The organism is Streptomyces sp. NPDC104309, assembly GCF_055584025.1.
In genome coordinates this window covers 17,987-37,799 of sequence record NZ_JBVJMV010000018.1, presented here as the reverse complement: position 1 = coordinate 37,799, position 19,813 = coordinate 17,987, and the positions used below count along the sequence as shown (strand labels likewise).

Genomic DNA, 19,813 nt, shown 5'->3' with positions numbered 1-19,813 from the left:
TGCAGCCAGCCGTGCCGACCCCCCACCACGGGAGAAATCCCGGCGGAGACCGCGCGAACCACACGAACCGTGCGTTTAACGCGATCTCAACCCCCTCCGGCGCGCCCTCGGAGCCCCTGACGCGGAAGAATGGGGTCATGAGCCAGCAGCCCAGCTCCGAGGTCCCGGTCCAGCCCACCGTGCAGCCGTCGGTGAGCTCGCTCGCCGCGCACCGGCCGCATGCCGTGGCCTCGTCGGCGTCCAACGGCGCCGCGCTGTCGACCCGGGCCGACCTCGATCCCGACCTCGACGCCGACGTCGACGCGTACGAACCCGATGTCGACGGCGACGAGCTGCCCCACGGGCGTTTCCTGGACCGGGAGCGCAGTTGGCTCGCGTTCAACGAACGGGTGCTCGAACTGGCCGAGGACCCGGCGACCCCCCTTCTCGAACGGGCTAATTTCCTCGCCATTTTCGCCTCGAACCTGGACGAGTTCTTCATGGTCCGGGTGGCCGGGCTGAAGCGCCGCATCGCCACCGGTGTGGCCACCCGCTCCGCCTCCGGCCTCCAGCCCCGCGAGGTCCTCGACCTGATCTGGACCCGCTCGCGCGAACTCATGGCCCGGCACGCCGCCTGCTACCAGCAGGACGTCGCCCCCGCCCTGTCCGACGAGGGCATACAGCTGATCCGCTGGCCCGAGCTGACCGAGAAGGAACAGGCCCGCCTGTTCACCTTCTTCCGGCAGCGCGTCTTCCCCGTGCTGACCCCGCTGGCCGTCGACCCGGCGCACCCCTTCCCGTACATCTCCGGTCTCTCGCTCAACCTGGCCGTCGTCGTGCGCAACCCGGTCAGCGGCCACCGCCACTTCGCCCGGGTCAAGGTGCCGCCGCTGCTGACCCGCTTCCTGGAGGCGTCGCCGCAGCGGTACGTGCCCATAGAGGACGTCATCGCCGCCCACCTCGAAGAGCTCTTCCCGGGCATGGAGGTCCTCGCCCACCACATGTTCCGGGTCACCAGGAACGAGGACCTGGAAGTCGAGGAGGACGACGCCGAGAACCTCCTCAAGGCCCTGGAGAAGGAGCTCATGCGGCGCCGCTTCGGCCCGCCGGTCCGCCTGGAGGTCGAGGAGTCCATCGACCCGTACGTGCTGGACCTGCTCGTCCGCGAGCTGAAGGTGTCCGACGCCGAGGTCTACCCGCTGCCCGGACCGCTCGACCTCACCGGGCTCTTCGGCATCGCTTCCCTGGACCGGCCGGAGCTAAAGTTCCCTAAATTCATCGCGGGGACGCACCGCGATCTCGCCGAGGTCGAATCCGCCTCCGCGCCCGACATCTTCGCCGCCCTGCGCGAACGCGACGTGCTCCTGCACCATCCGTACGACTCGTTCTCCACCTCCGTACAGGCGTTCCTGGAACAGGCCGCGAGCGATCCCGACGTCCTGGCCATCAAGCAGACCCTGTACCGGACTTCGGGCGACTCACCGATAGTGGACGCCCTCATCGACGCCGCCGAGTCCGGCAAGCAGGTCCTCGTGCTCGTCGAGATCAAGGCCCGCTTCGACGAGCAGGCCAACATCAAGTGGGCGCGCAAGCTGGAGGAGTCCGGCTGCCATGTCGTCTACGGGCTCGTCGGTCTCAAGACCCACTGCAAGCTCTCGCTCGTCGTCCGCGAGGAGGGCGACACGCTGCGCCGCTACTCTCACGTCGGCACCGGCAACTACCACCCCAAGACCGCCAGGCTGTACGAGGACCTCGGGCTGCTGACCGCCGACCCGCAGGTCGGCGCGGACCTCTCGGACCTCTTCAACCGGCTCTCCGGCTACTCCCGCCGCGAGACCTACCGCCGTCTCCTGGTCGCCCCGAGGTCCCTGCGCGACGGGCTGATAAGCCGGATCAACCAGGAGATCACGCACCAGCGGGCCGGGCGGACCGCCTACGTCCGTATCAAGGTCAACTCGATGGTCGACGAGGCGATCATCGACGCCTGCTACCGGGCCGCGGCGGCGGGCGTGCCGGTGGACATCTGGGTGCGCGGCATCTGCGCGATCCGCCCCGGCGTCGCCGGTCTCTCCGAGAACATCCGGGTCCGCTCGATACTGGGCCGCTTCCTCGAACACTCCCGGGTCTTCTCCTTCGGCAACGGCGGCGAACCCGAAGTGTGGCTCGGCAGCGCCGACATGATGCACCGCAACCTCGACCGCCGGATCGAAGCACTGGTCCGGGTCACCGACCCCGCCCATCGCGCCGCCCTCAGCCGGCTCCTGGAGACCGGCATGGCCGACACCACCTCCTCCTGGCACCTCGGTTCCGACGGCAACTGGACCCGGCACGCCACGGACGCGGACGGCCAGCCGCTGCGGCACGTACAGGAAATGCTCATTGACGCCCGGAGGCGCCGGCGTGCGACGCCATGACCACCAGACGACGCAGGCGGACCTTACGGCAGGGGCGGTGCTCGCGCCCTACCTGCAGGAACAGGCCGCCGAATTCCTGCGCAGCCTGCGCCTGCACCGCGAGAACAGCGCCCCCACGGGTGCCGGGAGCCACGCCGCCGAGGAGGCCGCCGGCGCGCTGCGCCGCTCGTCCCGGCGGATCGGCGGCACGCTGCACACCTTCCGGGCGGCGCTGGACACGGCCTGGGCCGAGCAACTGCGCACCGAACTGGCCTGGCTCTCGGGCACCCTGGCCCGGGAACACGCCTACGCGACCCGGCTGAACCGGCTCCTCGAAGCGCTGCACGCCCTGTCCGGCACCGCGCTGCCCGCCGCCCGTACGGGAACCGACTCCGGCTCCGACAGCAAGGAGCGCGCGGCCCTCGGTGTCGGCGCGGCCCGCGCCGGCGCGCTGCTGGAACGGCAGCTGACCCTCGCCCGGACCCGCGCCCACTCCGCGGCTCTCCAGGCGCTCGGCTCCTCCCGCTTCCACGCGGTGGCCGACGCCGTCGCGCTGCTCGCCTCCGAGGTCCCGCTCGCCACAACGGCCACCGCACCGGCCGAGGAGATGCTGCACGGGCCCGCCGACCGGGCCGAACAACAGCTGCTCGGCGCGGTGGCCGCCCTCCCGTCGGACGAGGCGGTCGAGCCGTACAACGAGGCGCAGGACGCGCCCTGGCACCGGACCCGGCTGCTGCTGCGGCTGCACCGGTACGCCCGCGAGGTGATGCGGGGCGCCCCCGATCCGGCCCTGGCCGCGCCGGGGCACGCGCTCGACCTGCACCGGGACGCGGCGGAGGCGGCGGCCGCGGCGGCGTCGGCGGCCCGCACCCCCCGGATCGCGCCCGCCACCGCGTACGCCCTGGGGGTGCTCCACGCCGATCAGCGGCACGAGGTGGAAGCGGCGCGCAGTGTGTTCCGGGAGAGCTGGCCGTGTGCCACCGCGGCGGTGAGCGCACCGTGAGCAATACGACCGTACTGGCCGCGGGATGCGTGCTGTGGCGCCGGTCGGAGCGCTCCGGCGAGCTGGAGATCTGTCTGGTCCACCGGCCCAGATACGACGACTGGTCGCACCCCAAGGGCAAGCTGAAGCGCGGCGAGTCCGCGCTGGACGGCGCCCTGCGCGAGGTCCTGGAGGAGACCGGCCACCAGTGCGCACCGGGTGCAGCGCTCCCCACGGTCCGGTACCTCGCGAACGGGCGTCCCAAGGAGGTCGCCTACTGGGCGGCCGAGGCGACCGGTGGCTCCTTCATACCCAACGCCGAGGTCGACCGGGTGAGCTGGCTCTCCCCGGCGGCGGCCCGCACCCGCCTCACCCGGTCCCACGACCGGGACGTGCTGGACGCCCTGCTCGCCGGCCTGCCGAGCACCCGCTCAAGCCCCTCCGGCGATTGAGGACGGAACCGCCCTCCTCGGACCGGGGCAACGAATTCAAGCCCGTCGAGAGGGTCTCCCCACACCCTTGAGGCCAGTGCGCGCAAAAGCGACGGCACTGCCCTTGCGGCCACGGGGGAGATCGAGGACACGGACCCGCGCCCTCGCACCCGGCGCTGTGGAACCGCGCCGCCCGACACGGTTCACCTTCCGTTCACCCACCCCCGTAAACGGCTTCACCTGTTCTGCCTAACTTCGGCTGTGCACGGTGCGCGGCGCAACGCCGGAGCACCCACCACATCGCACGCCGTCGTAGAACGAACAAGACCTCGGCGGCTCCTGGAAGGAACACCCGAAAAGTGAAGCTTCAGCGCAAGAACCGGCTTCGTGCAACCGCGCTCGGTGCCCTCGCCGTCTCCGGCGCCCTGGTCCTCACGGCGTGCGGTTCGGACAACAACAGCGGCGGGTCCACCGGCGGCAACGGCGGCAAGACGAACGCCGCGTCGAACATCAAGTGCGACGACGCCAAGGGCCAGCTGCTCGCCTCCGGCTCCAGTGCGCAGAAGAACGCCATGGACCTCTGGGTCAAGAACTACATGGCCGGCTGCTCGGGCGTCGAGGTCAACTACAAGTCGTCCTCCTCCGGTGACGGCATCATCGCCTTCAACAGTGGCACGGTCGGCTTCGCCGGTTCCGACTCGGCGCTGAAGCCCGAAGAGGTCGCCGACTCGAAGAAGGTCTGCAAGGGCGGCCAGGGCATCAACCTCCCGATGGTCGGCGGCCCGATCGCCATCGGCTTCCACCTGGAAGGCGTCGACAGCCTCACGCTGGACGCCCCCACCCTCGCCAAGATCTTCGACAGCAAGATCAAGAAGTGGAACGACCCGGCGATCGCCAAGCTCAACAAGGGCGCGAAGCTTCCGGACAAGGCCATCCAGGCCTTCCACCGCTCCGACGACTCCGGCACCACCCAGAACCTCGGCAAGTACCTGGGCGCAGCCGCCCCGAGCGACTGGAAGTACGAGGCCGAGAAGAAGTGGCAGGCCCCCGGTGGCCAGGCCGCGTCCGGCTCCTCCGATGTCGCGGCTCAGGTGAAGCAGGTCGACGGCGCGATCGGCTACTTCGAGCTCAGCTACGCCACCTCGCAGTCGATCCCCACCGTCGACATCGCCACCGGTGGCTCCGCCCCCGTCAAGGCGACCCCGGAGAACGCCTCCAAGGCCATCGCCGCCGCCAAGATCAAGGGCACCGGCAAGGACCTGGCGCTCGACCTCGACTACACCACCAAGGCCGACGGCGCCTACCCGATCGTCCTGGTGACCTACGAGGTCGTCTGCGACAAGGGCAACAAGGCCGAGACCCTGCCCACGGTCAAGTCCTTCCTGAACTACACCGCCGGTGACGAGGGCCAGAAGCTCCTCACCGACGCCGGCTACGCGCCGATCCCGGCCGAGATCAACGCCAAGGTCCGCGAGACCATCGGCTCCCTCTCGTAACCGAGGCGCCCGACCCAGGCGCCCGACCCAGGCGCCCGGCCGAGGCACAGCCTCACGCACGCAAGCACCACCAGCAACACCAGTAGCAACGTCAGCAACACACGGCAGGCCGGTCCGGTGCACCCCTCCGGACCGGCCCGCCACCACCCATCCGGTGCACCGCCGCCAGGGGAGCCACTCCGCTCCCCCACACAGACCGGAAAGACCATGGCTTCCACCACACCGATAGACACGCCGCCGGCACCGCCGACGGCGCGCAAGCGCGTCAGGCCGAAGACCGGGCGCGCGGGCGACAAGGTCTTCCTGGGCCTCTCCCGGGGCTCGGGCATCCTGCTGCTCGTGATCATGGCGTCGATCGCCGTGTTCCTGGCCTACCGCGCCTCGCTCGCCGTCTCCAAGGACGAAGGCAACTTCTTCACCACCTTCGACTGGAACCCGTCCGGCGACCCCCCGGTCTTCGGCATCGCGGTCCTCCTCTTCGGCACGATCGTCAGCTCGGTCATCGCGATGGCCATCGCCGTCCCGGTCGCTGTCGGCATCGCCCTGTTCATCTCGCACTACGCGCCGCGCAAGCTGGCCGCGCCCCTCGCGTACGTCGTCGACCTGCTCGCCGCAGTGCCGAGCATCGTGTACGGCATCTGGGGCGCCCTCGTCCTGGTCCCGTACCTGGAGGGCCCGAACCTCTGGCTCGACCAGTTCTTCGGCTGGACGTACCTCTTCGAGAAGACCGAGGTCGGTGTCGCCCGCTCGCTCTTCACCGTCGGCATCCTGCTCGCGATCATGATCCTGCCGATCGTGACCAGCGTCAGCCGCGAAGTCTTCCTCCAGGTCCCGAGGATGAACGAGGAAGCCGCCCTCGCCCTGGGCGCCACCCGCTGGGAGGTCATCCGCCTGTCGGTGATCCCCTTCGGCCGCTCCGGCGTGATCTCCGCCTCGATGCTGGGTCTGGGCCGTGCGCTCGGCGAGACGATGGCCGTCGCCACGGTCCTGTCGCCGAGCTTCATCATTTCCGGCCATCTGCTCAACCCGGGCGGCGGCACCTTCGCCCAGAACATCGCCGCGAAGTTCGGCGAGGCCGACGCGCTCGGGCGCGACGCCCTGATCGCCTCCGGTCTCGTGCTCTTCGTCCTCACTCTGCTGGTCAACGGCGCGGCCCGGCTGATCATCGCCCGCCGCAAGGAATACTCGGGGGCCAACGCATGAGTCAGGCAGCCAACACCGGCATACAGGAACGCCCCACTGCGATGGCGCCCGCACCCAGGACCAGCCTCAGCAGCCGTACTCTCCCCCGCTGGGCCCCCTTCGCCTTCGCGGTCGTCGCGATCGCGCTGGGCGTGGGCACCGGCATGGCGGCGGGCTGGCAGAGCCGCACCCAGTGGGGGCTGGTCTCCGCCCTCCTCTTCGTCGTCATCTCGTACATCACGACCTCGGTCGTCGAGAACCGGCGCCAGGCCAAGGACCGGCTGGCCACCAGCGTCGTCTGGGTCTGCTTCCTGCTGGCCGTCGTGCCGCTCGCCTCGCTGCTGTGGACGACGATCAGCCGCGGCGCGGAGCGCCTGGACGGGTACTTCCTGACCCACTCGATGGCCGGCGTGCTCGGCACCGAGGCGACCGGTGGTGTCTACCACGCACTGATCGGAACGCTGGAGCAGGTCGGCATCGCCACCCTGATCTCCGCCCCGATCGGCATGCTGACGGCCGTCTACCTGGTGGAGTACGGCAAGGGCGCCCTGGCCAAGGCCGTGACCTTCTTCGTCGACGTCATGACGGGCATCCCGTCCATCGTCGCCGGTCTCTTCATCCTGTCGCTCATGCTGATGACGCAGACCCAGCCGTCCGGTCTGATGGGTGCGCTGGCGCTCACGATCCTGATGATGCCGGTCGTGGTCCGCTCCACCGAGGAGATGCTCAAGCTCGTCCCGAACGAGCTCCGCGAAGCATCGCTGGCCCTCGGTGTCCCGAAGTGGCGCACCATCCTGAAGGTGGTCCTGCCGACCGCGATCGGCGGCATCACCACCGGTGTGATGCTCGCGATCGCCCGGATCGCCGGTGAGACCGCGCCGATCATGCTGCTGGTCTTCGGCAGCCAGCTGATCAACGCCAACCCGTTCCAGGGCGCACAGTCCTCGCTCCCCTTGTACATCTGGGAGCAGTACAGGGTCGGCACCGACCAGTCGTACGACCGTGCCTGGGCCGCCGCGCTGGTCCTGATCGCCTTCGTCATGATCCTCAATCTGGTGGCCCGCGGCATCGCCCGCTGGAAGGCCCCGAAGACCGGCCGCTGACCGCGGCACGAAAGAAGCAGTGATTCAGATGGCCAAGCGCATCGACGTCAGCGGCCTGTCCGCCTACTACGGCTCCCACCTCGCCATCGAGGACATCTCGATGACCGTGGAGCCCCGCTCCGTGACGGCCTTCATCGGCCCGTCCGGCTGCGGCAAGTCCACCTTCCTGCGCACCCTGAACCGCATGCACGAGGTCACCCCCGGCGGCCGCGTCGAGGGCAAGGTGCTGCTGGACGACGAGAACCTGTACGGGGCGAACGTCGACCCGGTCACCGTGCGCCGCACGGTCGGCATGGTCTTCCAGCGTCCGAACCCGTTCCCGACCATGTCGATCTTCGACAACGTCGCCGCGGGCCTCAGGCTGAACGGCTCGTACAAGAAGAACCAGCTGTCGGACATCGTCGAGAAGTCCCTGCGCGGCGCCAACCTCTGGAACGAGGTCAAGGACCGGCTGAACAAGCCCGGCTCCGGTCTCTCCGGCGGTCAGCAGCAGCGTCTGTGCATCGCCCGCGCGATCGCGGTCGAGCCGGACGTGCTGCTGATGGACGAGCCGTGCTCCGCCCTGGACCCGATCTCCACCCTCGCCATCGAGGACCTGATCGGCGAGCTGAAGGAGCGCTTCACGATCGTCATCGTGACGCACAACATGCAGCAGGCGGCCCGCGTCTCGGACCGCACGGCGTTCTTCAACCTCGCGGCGGTCGGCAAGCCCGGCAAGCTCGTGGAGATCGACGAGACGGAACGCATCTTCTCCAACCCGTCCGTCCAGGCGACCGAGGACTACATCTCGGGCCGGTTCGGATAACCAGGTCACCCGGCAGCGAGGCTGACGTGGGCCGGGGCGTGAGCGGTTGTGCCCGGTGGCGGGTTTCCACCGGCGAACCGCCTCACCCCCCGGCGGACCGGCCTCGTCCCCAGAACTGCCTTGAGGTGCTGCATGGCGGTGCCACCGCAAGGCGAAGGGGCCGCCCCCGCTCCCCGCAGAGGGAGTGGGGGCGGCCCCCTTTCCGTATCACCGGATCAGGCCCGTCCGGAACCGACGGGCAGCGCGGCCACCGGATGCCCCGGTCACCCGCCGTCCCGTCAGCCGAAGAGCAGCACCACGACCCCGTAACTGGCGGCGGCGACCAGCGCGGCAGCCGGCATCGTGATGAACCACCCCAGGATGATGTTCTTGGCAACCCCCCAGCGCACCGCGTTCACCCGCTTCGTGGCGCCCACACCCATGATCGCCGAGGTGATCACATGCGTCGTGGAGATCGGCGCGTGGAACAGGAACGCCGAGCCGAACATGATCGACGCACCCGTCGTCTCCGCGGCGAACCCCTGCGGCGGGTCCAGCTCGATGATCTTCCGGCCGAGCGTCCGCATGATGCGCCAGCCGCCCGCGTAGGTTCCCAGCGAGAGCATCAGCGCGCAGACGAGCTTCACCCAGACCGGAATCGGGTCGCTCGGGCTCTCGACATCGGCGATGACCAGGGCCATCACCACGATGCCCATCGTCTTCTGCGCGTCCTGCAGACCATGGCCGAGCGCCATGCCCGCGGCCGAGACCGTCTGTGCTATCCGGAAGCCGCGCTTGGCCTTGTGCGGGTTGGTCTTCCGGAACATCCACATGATCGCGACCATCACCAGATAGCCGACGATCAGGCCGATGACCGGCGAGACGAACATCGGGATGATGACCTTGTCGAGCACCCCGTCCCAGTGCACCAGCGTCCCGCCGGCGAGCGCCGCGCCGACCATGCCGCCGAACAGCGCGTGCGAGGACGAGGAGGGCAGTCCGAAATACCAGGTGACGAGGTTCCAGATGATCGCGCCGACGAGCGCGGCGAAGAGGATGCCCATCCCCTTGTGTCCCTCGGGGGTCGCGATCAGACCCTCACTGACGGTCTTGGCGACACCGCTGCCGAGGAACGCGCCGGCGAGGTTCATGACCGCGGCCATCGCCAGCGCCGCGCGCGGTGTGAGCGCTCGGGTGGAGACGGAGGTGGCGATGGCATTCGCCGAGTCGTGGAAACCGTTCGTATAGGTAAATCCGAGCGCGACAGCGATGGTCACGATCAGCGCAAAGGTGTCCACGTGGTTCAGGACTCCTTGACCGCGATGGTCTCCACCGTGTTGGCGACGTGTTCGAACGCGTCGGCCGCCTCTTCCAGTACGTCCACGATCTGCTTGAGCTTCAGCACCTCCATGGCGTCGTACTTGCCATTGAAGAGGTGGGCGAGCAGTTTGCGGTGGATCTGGTCGGCCTGGTTCTCCAGGCGGTTGACCTCGATCCAGTACTCGGTGAGATTGTCCATGGTGCGCAGACCCGGCATCGCCTCGGCGGTCAGCTCGGCCGCCCGTGCCAGCACCTCGACCTGCTGCGCGACGCCCTTGGGGAGTTCTTCGACCTGGTACAGCACGACCAGGTCGACGGCCTCTTCCATGAAGTCCATGATGTCGTCGAGCGACGAAGCGAGGTTGTAAATGTCCTCGCGGTCGAACGGCGTAATGAAAGAGGAGTTCAGCTGGTGGAAGATCGCGTGGGTGGCATCGTCCCCCGCGTGCTCCGCTGCCCGCATGCGCTCCGCGATCTCGACCCGGGAGGCAGAATCCGCCCCGAGCAGTTCCATCAGGAGTTTCGAGCCCGTGACGATGTTGTCCGCGGATGCGGAGAACATGTCATAGAAGCTCGTCTCCCTGGGGGTCAGACGAAAGCGCACGTGGGGTCCTCGGGGTGCTTTGGATTCGGTCAGGCTGATGCTAGGCGCATCATCCGGCCACGGCTAACGGGCATTCTTCAGTGTCGCGCATCGGGCCCGGTGATCAGCACGGGCCCCCGGTCACGGTTCGGCAGAATTCGTTAGAATATACCCACCAGGGGTATATGAACGGCAGAGTAAAGGGAAAACGGGAGGCAGTAATGACCACCACCGAGGCCGCCGGGACCACCGACGCCGCGGCGACGGAACCGGTCGCGGAACCGATCGTCACCGACCACGACCGGGGCATACACGGCTATCACCACCAGAAGGCCGAGCACCTCAAGCGGCTGCGCCGGATCGAGGGCCAGATCCGCGGTCTGCAGCGCATGGTCGACGAGGACGTCTACTGCATCGACATACTCACCCAGGTCTCGGCGTCCACGAAGGCGCTCCAGTCCTTCGCGCTCCAGCTGCTGGAGGAGCATCTACGGCACTGCGTCGCCGACGCGGCGGTCAAGGGAGGCGAGGAGGTCGACGCCAAGGTCGAGGAGGCCACGAAGGCCATCGCCCGCCTGCTCCGCACCTGATGGGCCCCGCGCTCACCGGTGGTCGGTCTGCCGGGGGACGGTGTTCCGCTCGGTGATCACCCGGACGTTCAGCACCTCGTCGATGCGGTCCGCGCTGAGCCGCTCCCCGATCGCGGCCGAGGCGGCGATCATCAGTTCGCCGCAGAGATCGATCTCGGCGAGGGCCACGATGTCGGATACGGTCCGCGTGCCGAGCGTCACCACGTCACTCACCTCTCACTGCCGTCGCCGACTTCCTAGCGTAGGGAGCGGACCACACGCCGCGCATGGCACGGACGGACCATTTCGCGCCCGCCGGCATGCCTACGCCCCCGACCCCGTCCGTCCGTCGCCCGGCTGTCGCTGTTCGATCTTCCCGGTGTAGATGTCGCGACCGTCCGGCAGCCGTACGGAGACCGGCACCCCGAATCCGGACAGCAGCGTCGTCGACACCACCTCCACCGCCGGCCCCTCGTTGGCGAAACTGAACCGGTGGCGCACCTTGCGCAGCCGCCCCTGTTCGTCCAGATACGCGTCGAACGGCACCGTCCGCGTGCGGAACCCCTTCGCCGCCGCGGCCAGTGTCCCGCGCGATTCCGGCGAGGCCTCGCGCGCCGCCCGGCCGATGTCCGAGGTCCCCCGGTAGTGCCGCACGGTCACCCCGGCGAGCACGGTCCTTCCCACGTACTCCACCTCCCGCGCCCCACGCAGCAGTTCGGCGGCGGCCATCGGATCGGTCACGCCGCCGGTGACGAGATTGCCGTCCGCCAGAGTCGTCGTGTCGACCCTGACCCACTTGTCCGCGGGCACTCCGGCGCCGCGGTTCATCATGTAGAGCGCGCCGGGGGCCAGCAGTTCGACGATGGGACGGTGCTCGTCCTCACCGGCCGCGTCCTTGGGCAGCACGACCGTCAGCCGGCCCGTCCGCTTGCGGAAGTCGTACGTCCCCCGGCCCCTGATCGTCACCCGTGTCCCGCCCGCCGCGGTCTCCATGGACGTACGCACCTCGGCGCTTCCCGCGACGGACGGGGCCCCGGCCCGGGGAGCGGCCCTTCCGGTCACCGCCCCCGTTCCCGTCGACGTCCCGGCGAGCACCGCGGCCGCACCGCGGACCGCGTCGAGGGAGTCGGCACCGCCCCGTTCATCGGCCATGGCACGGTCACCGCCGCCACCACGGCCACCGCATCCGGCGGTCGCCGCCATCACGCCCATCAAGGCAAGGGCGCAGACAGCGCGCGCCCCGCCTCCGGACCTGTGCTGCTGCACCACCATCGCCTGCCAACCCCCAACGACGTACCGCTTGCCCGAGCCCCCCACCCGTTCCGCATAACGACGGCCCGTGTCCACCGTCACGCCGCTCCCCCACGACACACCGCCGGGTGGCCGTGGCCAGTACCGTGGACGGGTGTATGACCAACGCACCGACGAGGTCCCGACGGCTCCCCTCACCCCCGCGCCCGACGAGCACGAGCCCATGACCGTGGAACGCGGCTCGTTCTGCACCGCTCGCTGCGGCTGCGGCTGGTCCGGGCCGGCCCGCCGCTCCCGGGACCGGGCCCGCACGGACGCCGCGGAACACCGCGCGGCACCCTGACCCCTCCCTCCCCGGCTCCCTCGCCCTGTTTCCTCTCCTTGGCACCTCGCCCTTCTTCCCCGGCCTCTCCCCCACCGACCGGCCGTGAGCGCCATGACCCGGAGGTCCGATGAACCTGTCGCCCCTGACCGACCGTCGCACCCTGCTCGCCGCGGGCGCCGCGGCAGCACTCACCGGCTTCACCGCCACCGCGTGCGACAACACGTCCGGCACCGGCGGCGACTCCGCAGGAGGCGCGCGCACCACGGGTGCCACGGGCGGAACCACACCCGCCTCACCGGCCTCATCGGTCCCGTCGAAGCCCTCCCCCTCCGGCCCGGCGAACTGGTCCGCCCTGGCCAGGAGCCTCGACGGCACCCTCATACGCCCCCAGGACGCGACCTACGCGACGGCGCGTCAGCTCTACAACACCCGCTTCGACGGCCTGAAGCCGGCTGCTGTCGCCTATGTCCGGCACGAGGCGGACATCCGCGAGTGCCTGGCCTTCGCCCGCCGCACCGCCACCCCCGTGTCCATCCGCAGCGGCGGCCATTCCTACGCCGGCTGGTCGAGCGGCAACGGCCGTCTCGTCCTTGACGTCTCGTCACTGTCCCGCGTCGAGCGGAACGGCACGATCGGCGCGGGCGCCAAACTCGTCGACGTCTACCAGGGCCTCGCCCGCCACGGCCTGACGATCCCCGGCGGCTCCTGCCCCACCGTCGGCATCTCCGGCCTCACCCTCGGCGGCGGCCACGGCGTCGCGTCCCGCGCGTACGGCCTGACCTGCGACAGCCTCACCGCGGCGACCGTCGTCACGGCCGACGGCAAGACCCTCACCGTGGACGCCCAGCACCATCCGGACCTCTTCTGGGCGCTGCGCGGCGCGGGCAACGGCAACTTCGGCGTGGTCACCGAGCTGAGGTTCCGTACCCGCCCGGTCCCACAGACCGTCACCGCGTACATGTCCTGGCCCTGGTCACGCGCCCGGTCCGTCATCACGGCCTGGCAGGAGTGGGGACCGTCCCAGCCCGACGAGATCTGGTCCTCCGCTCATCTCGCCGCGGGGCCGGGCGGCGGCCATCCCAACGTCTCGGTGGCCGCGTTCAGCCTCGGTACGTACGGCGACCTGCAGAACGCCGTCGACCGCCTCGCCGACCGGATCGGCGCCTCGGCCTCCTCCGTCTCGCTGCGCCGCCGCAGTTACCAGGAGGCCATGCTGGTGTACGCGGGCTGCTCGGGCATCACCGACGCCCAGTGCCATCTGCCCGGCACGACGCCCGGCCGCACCACGCAGGGCACGCTCCAGCGCGAGACGTACGCCGCCGCGTCCGACTTCTACGACCGCTCCCTGTCCGCGGCGGGCGTGAGCGCCCTGCTCGACCGGGCCGAGGCGTTCACCCGGATTCCCGTGACCCAGGGCGGGGGCGGCGGCTCCATCGCGCTCACCGCGCTCGGCGGGGCGATCAACCGGGTCTCCCCGCAGGCGACGGCCTTCGTCCACCGCCGCTCCCGCGTACTCGCCCAGTACATCGGTGCCTGGCGCCCCGGCACCGCGGGCGGCGCCCAGCAGGACTGGCTGAAAAACACCCACGCGGCCATGCGCCGGTACGCGTCCGGAGCGGCGTACCAGAACTACAGCGACCCGACGCTGACCGACTGGCGCCGGGCCTACTACGGTTCGGCGGCCGACCGCCTCGCCGAGCTGAAGAAGCAGTACGACCCCGGGCGCCTCTTCGCCTTCCCGCAGGCTCTCTGACCTGCGGTCACGGGCGGCGCTCCCCCGTGACGGGCCTGCCGCACCGCGGGAGTGCTACGCGGCCAGGTCCTTCTCGCCGTCGCCGCCGCCCGTACCCGGCCGCGGCTCGGGGATCCCGAACGCCCCGGCCCGCCCGTCGGTCGCGGCCGAAACCCGCAGACTCCGCGACCTGACGAGCACGCCGAGCCGGTCCGAACGGGAGACCGCCGCCGCCAACGGGGTCAGCAGCATCATCGCCAGCGGGGCGAGCAGCAGGGCGACCGCCGTACCGAGCGCGAATCCGCCGATCACGTCGGTCGGGTAATGGACACCCATGTAGACCCGGCAGAAGCCTTCCAGCAGGGCGAGGGCGATCGCGGCGACGCCGAACTTCCGGTTGACCACGAAGAGCCCGACGGCCAGGGCCATCGCCATCGTGGCGTGGTCGCTCACGAAGGAGAAGTCGTTCTTCCCGTCCACCAGCACATCCAGCCCGGGGTGGTCCCGGAACGGGCGCTGCCGCTCCACGAAGCCCCGGATCGGAATGTTGATGAGCAGCGCGATCCCGGCGGCGAGCGGCGCCCAGACGATCCCGGCGACCGCCGTCACCGAGTCATCGGCCGTGCCGCGCCGGCGCACGCTCCACCAGCACCACAGGACCACCAGGACCATGCCGAGCATGATCCCGTACTCGCCGACGAACTCCATGACCCGGTCGAACCAGGCGGGAGCGGACTTCGCGAGCCCGTTGATGTCGTAGAGCAGGCTGACGTCGGGGTTCGACCCATCCACTGCGAGTCCAGCCATCTGCTGCGGCCCCTTGCCTTGTCTGCTGCCGCGGAGCACGCTCCTGTGCGCCGCTTTGACGAACCCCCGTGTCGGTTCGATCACTGCGTGGATCACTGCCTGTGGACCGGTACGGCGTGGCCGCTCCGCCCGTGAGCGTTTCCCTGGTCAGCGCCGCATGGTCAATACACCGCCGCCCCGGTCCGTCCGGTCCATCCAGGGAACGACGTGCCCCGTGCGTGCGTTCCACTCTCCACCGAATGATCACCATGACGTTATCGAAGAGTGACTCATCGTCGCAGCTCAGGGCCCAGGCTTCACGGAGAGTTCCGGCCACCGCCGTCGGCGCGTCATGCCGCCGGGCGGTCGGCCGGAAGGGCGGTCGGAAGGGCCGCGGCCCCGTCCTTGGTCACGCGCGTCGCACCGAAGTAGTCGGGCGTGTCGATCTTGTCGAACCGGATCACGGCCCCGGTGTACGGCGCGTTGATCATGTATCCGCCCCCGACGTACAGCCCCACGTGGTGAATGGCCCGCGAGTTGGTCAGATCGTCGGAGAAGAACACCAGGTCGCCGGGGAGCAGTTCGTCACGCGAAGGATGCGGACCGGCGTTGTACTGGTCGTTCGCCACCCGGGGCAGTTCGATGTCCACGGTGCGGTACGCGGCCTGGGTCAGCCCCGAACAGTCGAACCGCCCGCCCTGCTCCGGCGTGCCGTTGCCGCCCCACAGATACTTCGTACCGAGCTTCTTCTGTGCGAAGTAGATGGCCCCGGCCGCCTGCTGTGAGGGCTGCACCCGTCCGACGGGCCGGGCGAAGCTCTTCTCCAGGGACCGGATGATGGTGACGTAGTTCTGCGTCTCGGAGATGTTCGGAACGCCGCCCGAGCGGATCACCCGGTACGCGCCGGCGTTGTACGCGGCCAGCATGTTGTCCGTCTGATCGCCCGGCACCTTCTTCACGTACCCGGCCAGCTCGCAGTCGTACGAGGCGGCGGACGGAATCGCGTCGGCCGGATCCCAGATGTCCCGCTTCCCGTCCCCGTTGCCGTCGATCCCGTGTCCGGCCCAGGTGCTCGGGATGAACTGGGCGATGCCCTGAGCGGCGGCGGGACTCTCGGCCCGCGGGTTCCACCCGCTCTCCTGGTACAACTGGGCCGCCAGTAGCGCCGGGTTGATGGCGGGACAGAGGTTGCCCCACTTCTGCACCAATGGCTGGTACTTCGCGGGCACGGCCCCCTTCGCCAGCCCGACCGCTCCACTGCTGCCGGAGCTGACGAGTCCAGCAGCAGCGGAGTACGTACCGACGACGAGCAGCGCCACGAAGCTCATGGCCATGCCGACACCGATGCCACCGACCACCCAGAATTTCCGCACCCCTCAACCATCCCCCATCGGGGACGGGTTCATGGGCGTTTTCGCGGGTGTGTACGAATCAACCGGGTCGACAGGGTCACCGAGCGGCCGCTCCGGCGCACTGAGGGGCCATCAGGACGCCCCGGCCGACCAGTGGTCGGAGCGCACGTTGGGGCGCGGAAGGGGATAGACCCCTTCGTACGCCGGTCCGTTGGGCTTGGAAGCGGACTCGGCGACCTTCGACTCCTTCACACAGGGGCTGTCGGCCTCGAAGTACGCCTGTCCCCCGCCGCGGAAGCTCACGCTGATGCCGAATCCGGCCTTCGTCTGCGCGTAGATCGCCGGGAACTCCTCGTCGTTGTTCTTGGCCTTGATCCGGTAGTCGCTCTTGCGCCAGAACTTCTCGACCTGGTCCAGGAAGCTCTGCCGGCGCTCGGCCGACACGATGGTCATCACGGTGCGCCTGCGCGTCACATCGCAACTGCCCGTCGTCGTCGGTCCGTGCGCCCACTGCACCTCGGGGTCGATCGCCTTCAGTACGGCGTCGAGCATGCTGTCCGACCGTTCGGCGGCCTCCTGCATGTTCATCTTGCTCCCCTTGGTGCTCTCGCCGCTCTTCGTGGTCCCGGCGCTCCCGCTGCCGCTCGATTGTCCGCTGTCGTTGCCACAGCCTGACAGTGCGAAGCCGAAAGCCAGGGCCACCGCGACGGTCTGGAACCTTCGCTTCATCGCTGTTCCTCCATCTTGAGCCTGTCGGAGTGTCCCGACACGATCAGAGCGATGCTGTCCGCCGACATAGCGTCTCGTACCGGATCGAAGTAGTTGGAGTGCGCGTCGAAACTCACCCCGCCGGTACTGATCAGGGGCTGACCGGGGGCCACCGGGAATCGCTGGGCGCCGAAGGCCTTGCTCGCCGGGTCCTTGCCGAACCAGAGGTCGTCGCCGCCCGGGTCGGCCAGGTTTCCGCCGATGTACGCGCCGGCCGGGCCGCCCAGGATCATCCCCACCGCACCCACGACGACCTGCGTCTTGGACGGGAGCTTGGTCACCGGGTCGTTGGCCGCGGCGCCGACGAAGACGTGCCCGCTGCCGACGCCGAGGTCCACGGCGCGGTCCACGCCCACCCCCGGACTGCCGACCAGGATGATGTCGTCCACCCCCGGTATGCCGCCTTCGCGCTGCGTCGCGGCCCCCACGGTGCGGGAACCGTAGGAGTGCCCGATGGCCGTGATGTGCGGGTCCTTGTTCTGGTTGGTGGCCACGATGCCGCCCATGAAGTCGTTGTAGGCCACACCGCCCTTCTCCGCCCGTCCGGTGCCCGCGACCGCCAGGCTGTGCAGGCCGTCCGGCGTCAGCGGGGCGTCGTACCCGAGCCAGACGATCGCCGCGGTGGACGGGTCGTACCCCTGGGCGCCGATCGCCGTGTCACGGGCCCGCTTGAGACCGCTCTTCGCGAACTCCTCGTCGAGAGAGGTGTTCAGCCCCGGCACATAGGCCGACACGTTCTTCGAGGTGTCGGGGTTGCCGTAGGAGACGATGGCCCTCCCGTTGCCCTCGTCACTGATGCCGATGAGGTGCATCGGCGGCTTGCTCCCCTCCTGAAGCTGCCGGTCGATCTCCCGCAACCCCGCCAGCTGCTTCTTCGACTTGGCGTCGGTCTTCCCCTCCAGCTTCGAGATCAGGTCCGGAAGGTTCTTCCGGTTGGCCGCGTCCCTGTCCGCCACCGGGATGCCGTCCAGATAGCCGATCTTGTCCGGCGAGAGTTCGAGGTACTGGTCGCGCTGTTGCTGCGTCAGCCCGTCCCACCACGACTTGCGCTGGGCCGCGGTGGCGTCGGTCGGAATACGGGCGTTGAGGTAGTCACGCTCCGCGTCCCGCACCGCCCCCTCGACGCGCGAACCGGAACCGGGCAGCCCGGCGACCGCGCCGCCGCCCCCACCGGATGCCTTGGTCATGTCCCAGGCGGCGGCGATGTACTTGCCCTTGTTCCACTTGTCACTCGCGCCCCGGGCGGACTGGCCGTACTGGTCGGCGATGCCCTTCACGGTGTCGACGGGGTGAATGACCGTGTCGACGGCGCCGCTGACGTCGCCCCAGAGGCCGTCCTTGCCGATGACGCCGGTGACGAAGTTGCCGTCGGAGGGGCGGGACGTGTTCGGCTTCGGGCTTTGTCTACCCGCGTCGACCTGCGAAGAAGAATCGCCGTTGGCCGAGCCGGAGGAGCCGGTGGACCCGGTGGAGCCGCCTGCGCCGCCGGAGCCGGAGGAGCCGTCGGCACCGCCGGAGCCGTCCGTGCCACCGGCACCGGATCCGGAACCGCCGGACGCGGTGTTGCCGCCGGACGCGGTGGACCCACCGGACGCGGTGTTCCCTCCCGACGCGGTGTTCCCTCCCGACGTCGTCGACCCGCTGGACCCCGTGCCACCGGTCACGGTCGAGCCCTCGGAGCCCGCGCCGCCGGCGGAATCGGATCCCCCGGTCGAAGCGCCGCCGCCCTTGCCCGAGCCCTTGCCGGCCACCACCTCGACCTGGGGTGCCGGACAGGCGCTTCCGGTCAGTTGGCAGATGGCGTTCCGGAGCTCGCCGGTCAGCTGTCCACCGATCCCGGTCGCCACCAGCCCGCCGATGAGGGCCACGACCACGAGGATCATGCCCAGGTACTCCATCGCGGTCTGACCGGCGTCCCGACGCCACTTGATCATCCGCGCAAGGCTGAACGAGCGGTGCTCGGCGCGCTGTTCGGCGTTGAGGCCGAACCATTCGCGCGAGCCGGGCCGCAGCAGCAGAACGACAACCACAACCGGCATCACCAGTTGCGCCACGCCCTGCCCGCCGGTGCTCCCGCCCAGTGTCGCCAGGGCACCGAGGGTGAGCCAGGCGTGTACGGCAAGGAGACCGCGCCAGATCCAGACGCCGCCGGTGCGCATGTACAGCGACAGCACGAACCCGGTGACGCCGGGCATCGCCGCGTACAGCAGCATGCCCGACAGCCGCCCGTCCACGGCATCGACAGACGAGGCGACGACCAACTCGTCGATCACACCAACTACGGTGACGACGAAGAGCAGTCGGACGAGAATCAGCACCGCCTGCAGAGGGCGCGACAACGACTGCCTGCCTGGACGGGCCTCGGCGGCACTCGTGTCGGCACCACCCGGAACCGCTAATTCTCGTATGCCAGACACGGCGAATCTCCCAGCTTTGTGAGTGGGCGCAGCGACAGTTCCCCCGGTCTCTGTATGCGACCACACCAACACTGGGCGCGGCATGGGCCCCAGGGCCCAATGAAGGACTCAAAGTCCCAGGTGATCGGCACGTCCCTTTCCGCCACCGACCGTCTGGTTATGGGTCATTGATGGCGGAGACGTGACATCAGGGCACCCCGGCGGACCAGAAGTCCGAGCGGACGTTGGGGCCCGGCACCGGCTGCCCCGCGCGCCCCTCCTCGCCAGATGCCGGGGTGGGTGGTGCGACCGTTGACTCGTCGACGCACGGCGTTGCCACTTCGAAGAACGCCTGACCGCTGCCTCCGACGAGAAGCCGAA

General features: G+C 69.6%; 18 protein-coding genes. 10 read left to right on the top strand and 8 right to left on the bottom strand.

The features are described 5' to 3' along the window. Positions 1-137 precede the first annotated feature (137 nt). From ACZ68L_RS25230 to pstB, 7 genes are all read left to right on the top strand, one after another. Complete coding sequence (locus ACZ68L_RS25230) at positions 138-2,393, top strand: RNA degradosome polyphosphate kinase (protein WP_469580500.1); 2,256 nt, start codon at positions 138-140, stop codon at positions 2,391-2,393. Further along, positions 2,380-3,375, top strand: coding sequence for a CHAD domain-containing protein (locus tag ACZ68L_RS25225; protein ID WP_469580498.1), 996 nt, complete (start codon positions 2,380-2,382; stop codon positions 3,373-3,375). The genes ACZ68L_RS25230 and ACZ68L_RS25225 overlap by 14 nt, the downstream gene beginning before the upstream one ends. After that, a complete protein-coding gene (locus ACZ68L_RS25220) occupies positions 3,372-3,806 on the top strand; it encodes an NUDIX hydrolase (protein WP_469580495.1) in 435 nt (144 codons plus the stop codon). The genes ACZ68L_RS25225 and ACZ68L_RS25220 overlap by 4 nt, the downstream gene beginning before the upstream one ends. A gap of 338 nt (positions 3,807-4,144) precedes the next feature. Next, positions 4,145-5,281, top strand: coding sequence for a phosphate ABC transporter substrate-binding protein PstS (gene pstS / locus ACZ68L_RS25215; RefSeq protein ID WP_469580493.1), 1,137 nt, complete (start codon positions 4,145-4,147; stop codon positions 5,279-5,281). 207 nt (positions 5,282-5,488) lie between these two features. Beyond that, positions 5,489-6,484, top strand: a complete 996-nt coding sequence (gene pstC / locus ACZ68L_RS25210; RefSeq protein ID WP_469580492.1) for a phosphate ABC transporter permease subunit PstC — start codon at positions 5,489-5,491, stop codon at positions 6,482-6,484. Next, complete coding sequence (gene pstA, locus ACZ68L_RS25205; RefSeq protein WP_469580489.1) at positions 6,481-7,566, top strand: phosphate ABC transporter permease PstA; 1,086 nt, start codon at positions 6,481-6,483, stop codon at positions 7,564-7,566. The genes pstC and pstA overlap by 4 nt, the downstream gene beginning before the upstream one ends. A gap of 28 nt (positions 7,567-7,594) precedes the next feature. Further along, positions 7,595-8,371 (top strand): phosphate ABC transporter ATP-binding protein PstB, encoded by a 777-nt coding sequence (gene pstB, locus ACZ68L_RS25200; RefSeq protein WP_469580486.1) that lies wholly within the window; start codon positions 7,595-7,597, stop codon positions 8,369-8,371. 278 nt (positions 8,372-8,649) lie between these two features. Here the strand turns inward: pstB and ACZ68L_RS25195 are convergent, their stop codons facing one another. Both ACZ68L_RS25195 and ACZ68L_RS25190 read right to left on the bottom strand, forming a co-directional pair. Then, the gene (locus ACZ68L_RS25195; RefSeq protein WP_469580484.1) at positions 8,650-9,648 is read right to left on the bottom strand and encodes an inorganic phosphate transporter; all 999 of its coding nucleotides are present in this window, start codon (positions 9,646-9,648) and stop codon (positions 8,650-8,652) included. Positions 9,649-9,653: 5 nt separating this feature from the next. Continuing rightward, the gene (locus ACZ68L_RS25190) at positions 9,654-10,274 is read right to left on the bottom strand and encodes a DUF47 domain-containing protein (RefSeq protein ID WP_469580481.1); all 621 of its coding nucleotides are present in this window, start codon (positions 10,272-10,274) and stop codon (positions 9,654-9,656) included. 200 nt (positions 10,275-10,474) lie between these two features. Between ACZ68L_RS25190 and ACZ68L_RS25185 the strand changes: the two genes are divergently transcribed. Beyond that, positions 10,475-10,843 carry a metal-sensitive transcriptional regulator gene (locus tag ACZ68L_RS25185; protein ID WP_469580479.1) on the top strand — a complete coding sequence of 123 codons (369 nt, stop codon included), beginning with the start codon at positions 10,475-10,477 and terminating at the stop codon, positions 10,841-10,843. A gap of 12 nt (positions 10,844-10,855) precedes the next feature. Here ACZ68L_RS25185 and ACZ68L_RS25180 read toward each other — a convergent pair whose 3' ends face one another. Both ACZ68L_RS25180 and ACZ68L_RS25175 read right to left on the bottom strand, forming a co-directional pair. Then, the gene (locus ACZ68L_RS25180; RefSeq protein WP_469580476.1) at positions 10,856-11,047 is read right to left on the bottom strand and encodes a hypothetical protein; all 192 of its coding nucleotides are present in this window, start codon (positions 11,045-11,047) and stop codon (positions 10,856-10,858) included. 99 nt (positions 11,048-11,146) lie between these two features. Continuing rightward, complete coding sequence (locus tag ACZ68L_RS25175; RefSeq protein WP_469580860.1) at positions 11,147-12,094, bottom strand: SCO4651 family lipoprotein; 948 nt, start codon at positions 12,092-12,094, stop codon at positions 11,147-11,149. A gap of 133 nt (positions 12,095-12,227) precedes the next feature. Here ACZ68L_RS25175 and ACZ68L_RS25170 point away from each other — a divergent pair, with 133 nt between their 5' ends. Together ACZ68L_RS25170 and ACZ68L_RS25165 are read left to right on the top strand one after the other, a co-directional pair. Further along, positions 12,228-12,416, top strand: coding sequence for a hypothetical protein (locus tag ACZ68L_RS25170; protein WP_469580473.1), 189 nt, complete (start codon positions 12,228-12,230; stop codon positions 12,414-12,416). A 109-nt stretch (positions 12,417-12,525) separates the two neighbouring features. Further along, on the top strand, positions 12,526-14,151 hold the full coding sequence (locus ACZ68L_RS25165) for an FAD-binding oxidoreductase (RefSeq protein ID WP_469580471.1): 1,626 nt from the start codon (positions 12,526-12,528) through the stop codon (positions 14,149-14,151). Positions 14,152-14,205: 54 nt separating this feature from the next. Here ACZ68L_RS25165 and ACZ68L_RS25160 read toward each other — a convergent pair whose 3' ends face one another. The 4 genes from ACZ68L_RS25160 to ACZ68L_RS25145 all read right to left on the bottom strand — a co-directional run bounded on the left by ACZ68L_RS25160 (position 14,206) and on the right by ACZ68L_RS25145 (position 19,375). Then, positions 14,206-14,937 (bottom strand): phosphatase PAP2 family protein, encoded by a 732-nt coding sequence (locus ACZ68L_RS25160; protein WP_469580468.1) that lies wholly within the window; start codon positions 14,935-14,937, stop codon positions 14,206-14,208. A 329-nt stretch (positions 14,938-15,266) separates the two neighbouring features. Then, a complete protein-coding gene (locus ACZ68L_RS25155) occupies positions 15,267-16,289 on the bottom strand; it encodes a C40 family peptidase (protein ID WP_469580466.1) in 1,023 nt (340 codons plus the stop codon). 111 nt (positions 16,290-16,400) lie between these two features. Beyond that, on the bottom strand, positions 16,401-16,997 hold the full coding sequence (locus ACZ68L_RS25150) for a hypothetical protein (RefSeq protein WP_469580463.1): 597 nt from the start codon (positions 16,995-16,997) through the stop codon (positions 16,401-16,403). After that, on the bottom strand, positions 16,994-19,375 hold the full coding sequence (locus ACZ68L_RS25145) for an alpha/beta hydrolase (protein WP_469580460.1): 2,382 nt from the start codon (positions 19,373-19,375) through the stop codon (positions 16,994-16,996). The genes ACZ68L_RS25150 and ACZ68L_RS25145 overlap by 4 nt, the downstream gene beginning before the upstream one ends. Positions 19,376-19,813 lie beyond the last annotated feature (438 nt).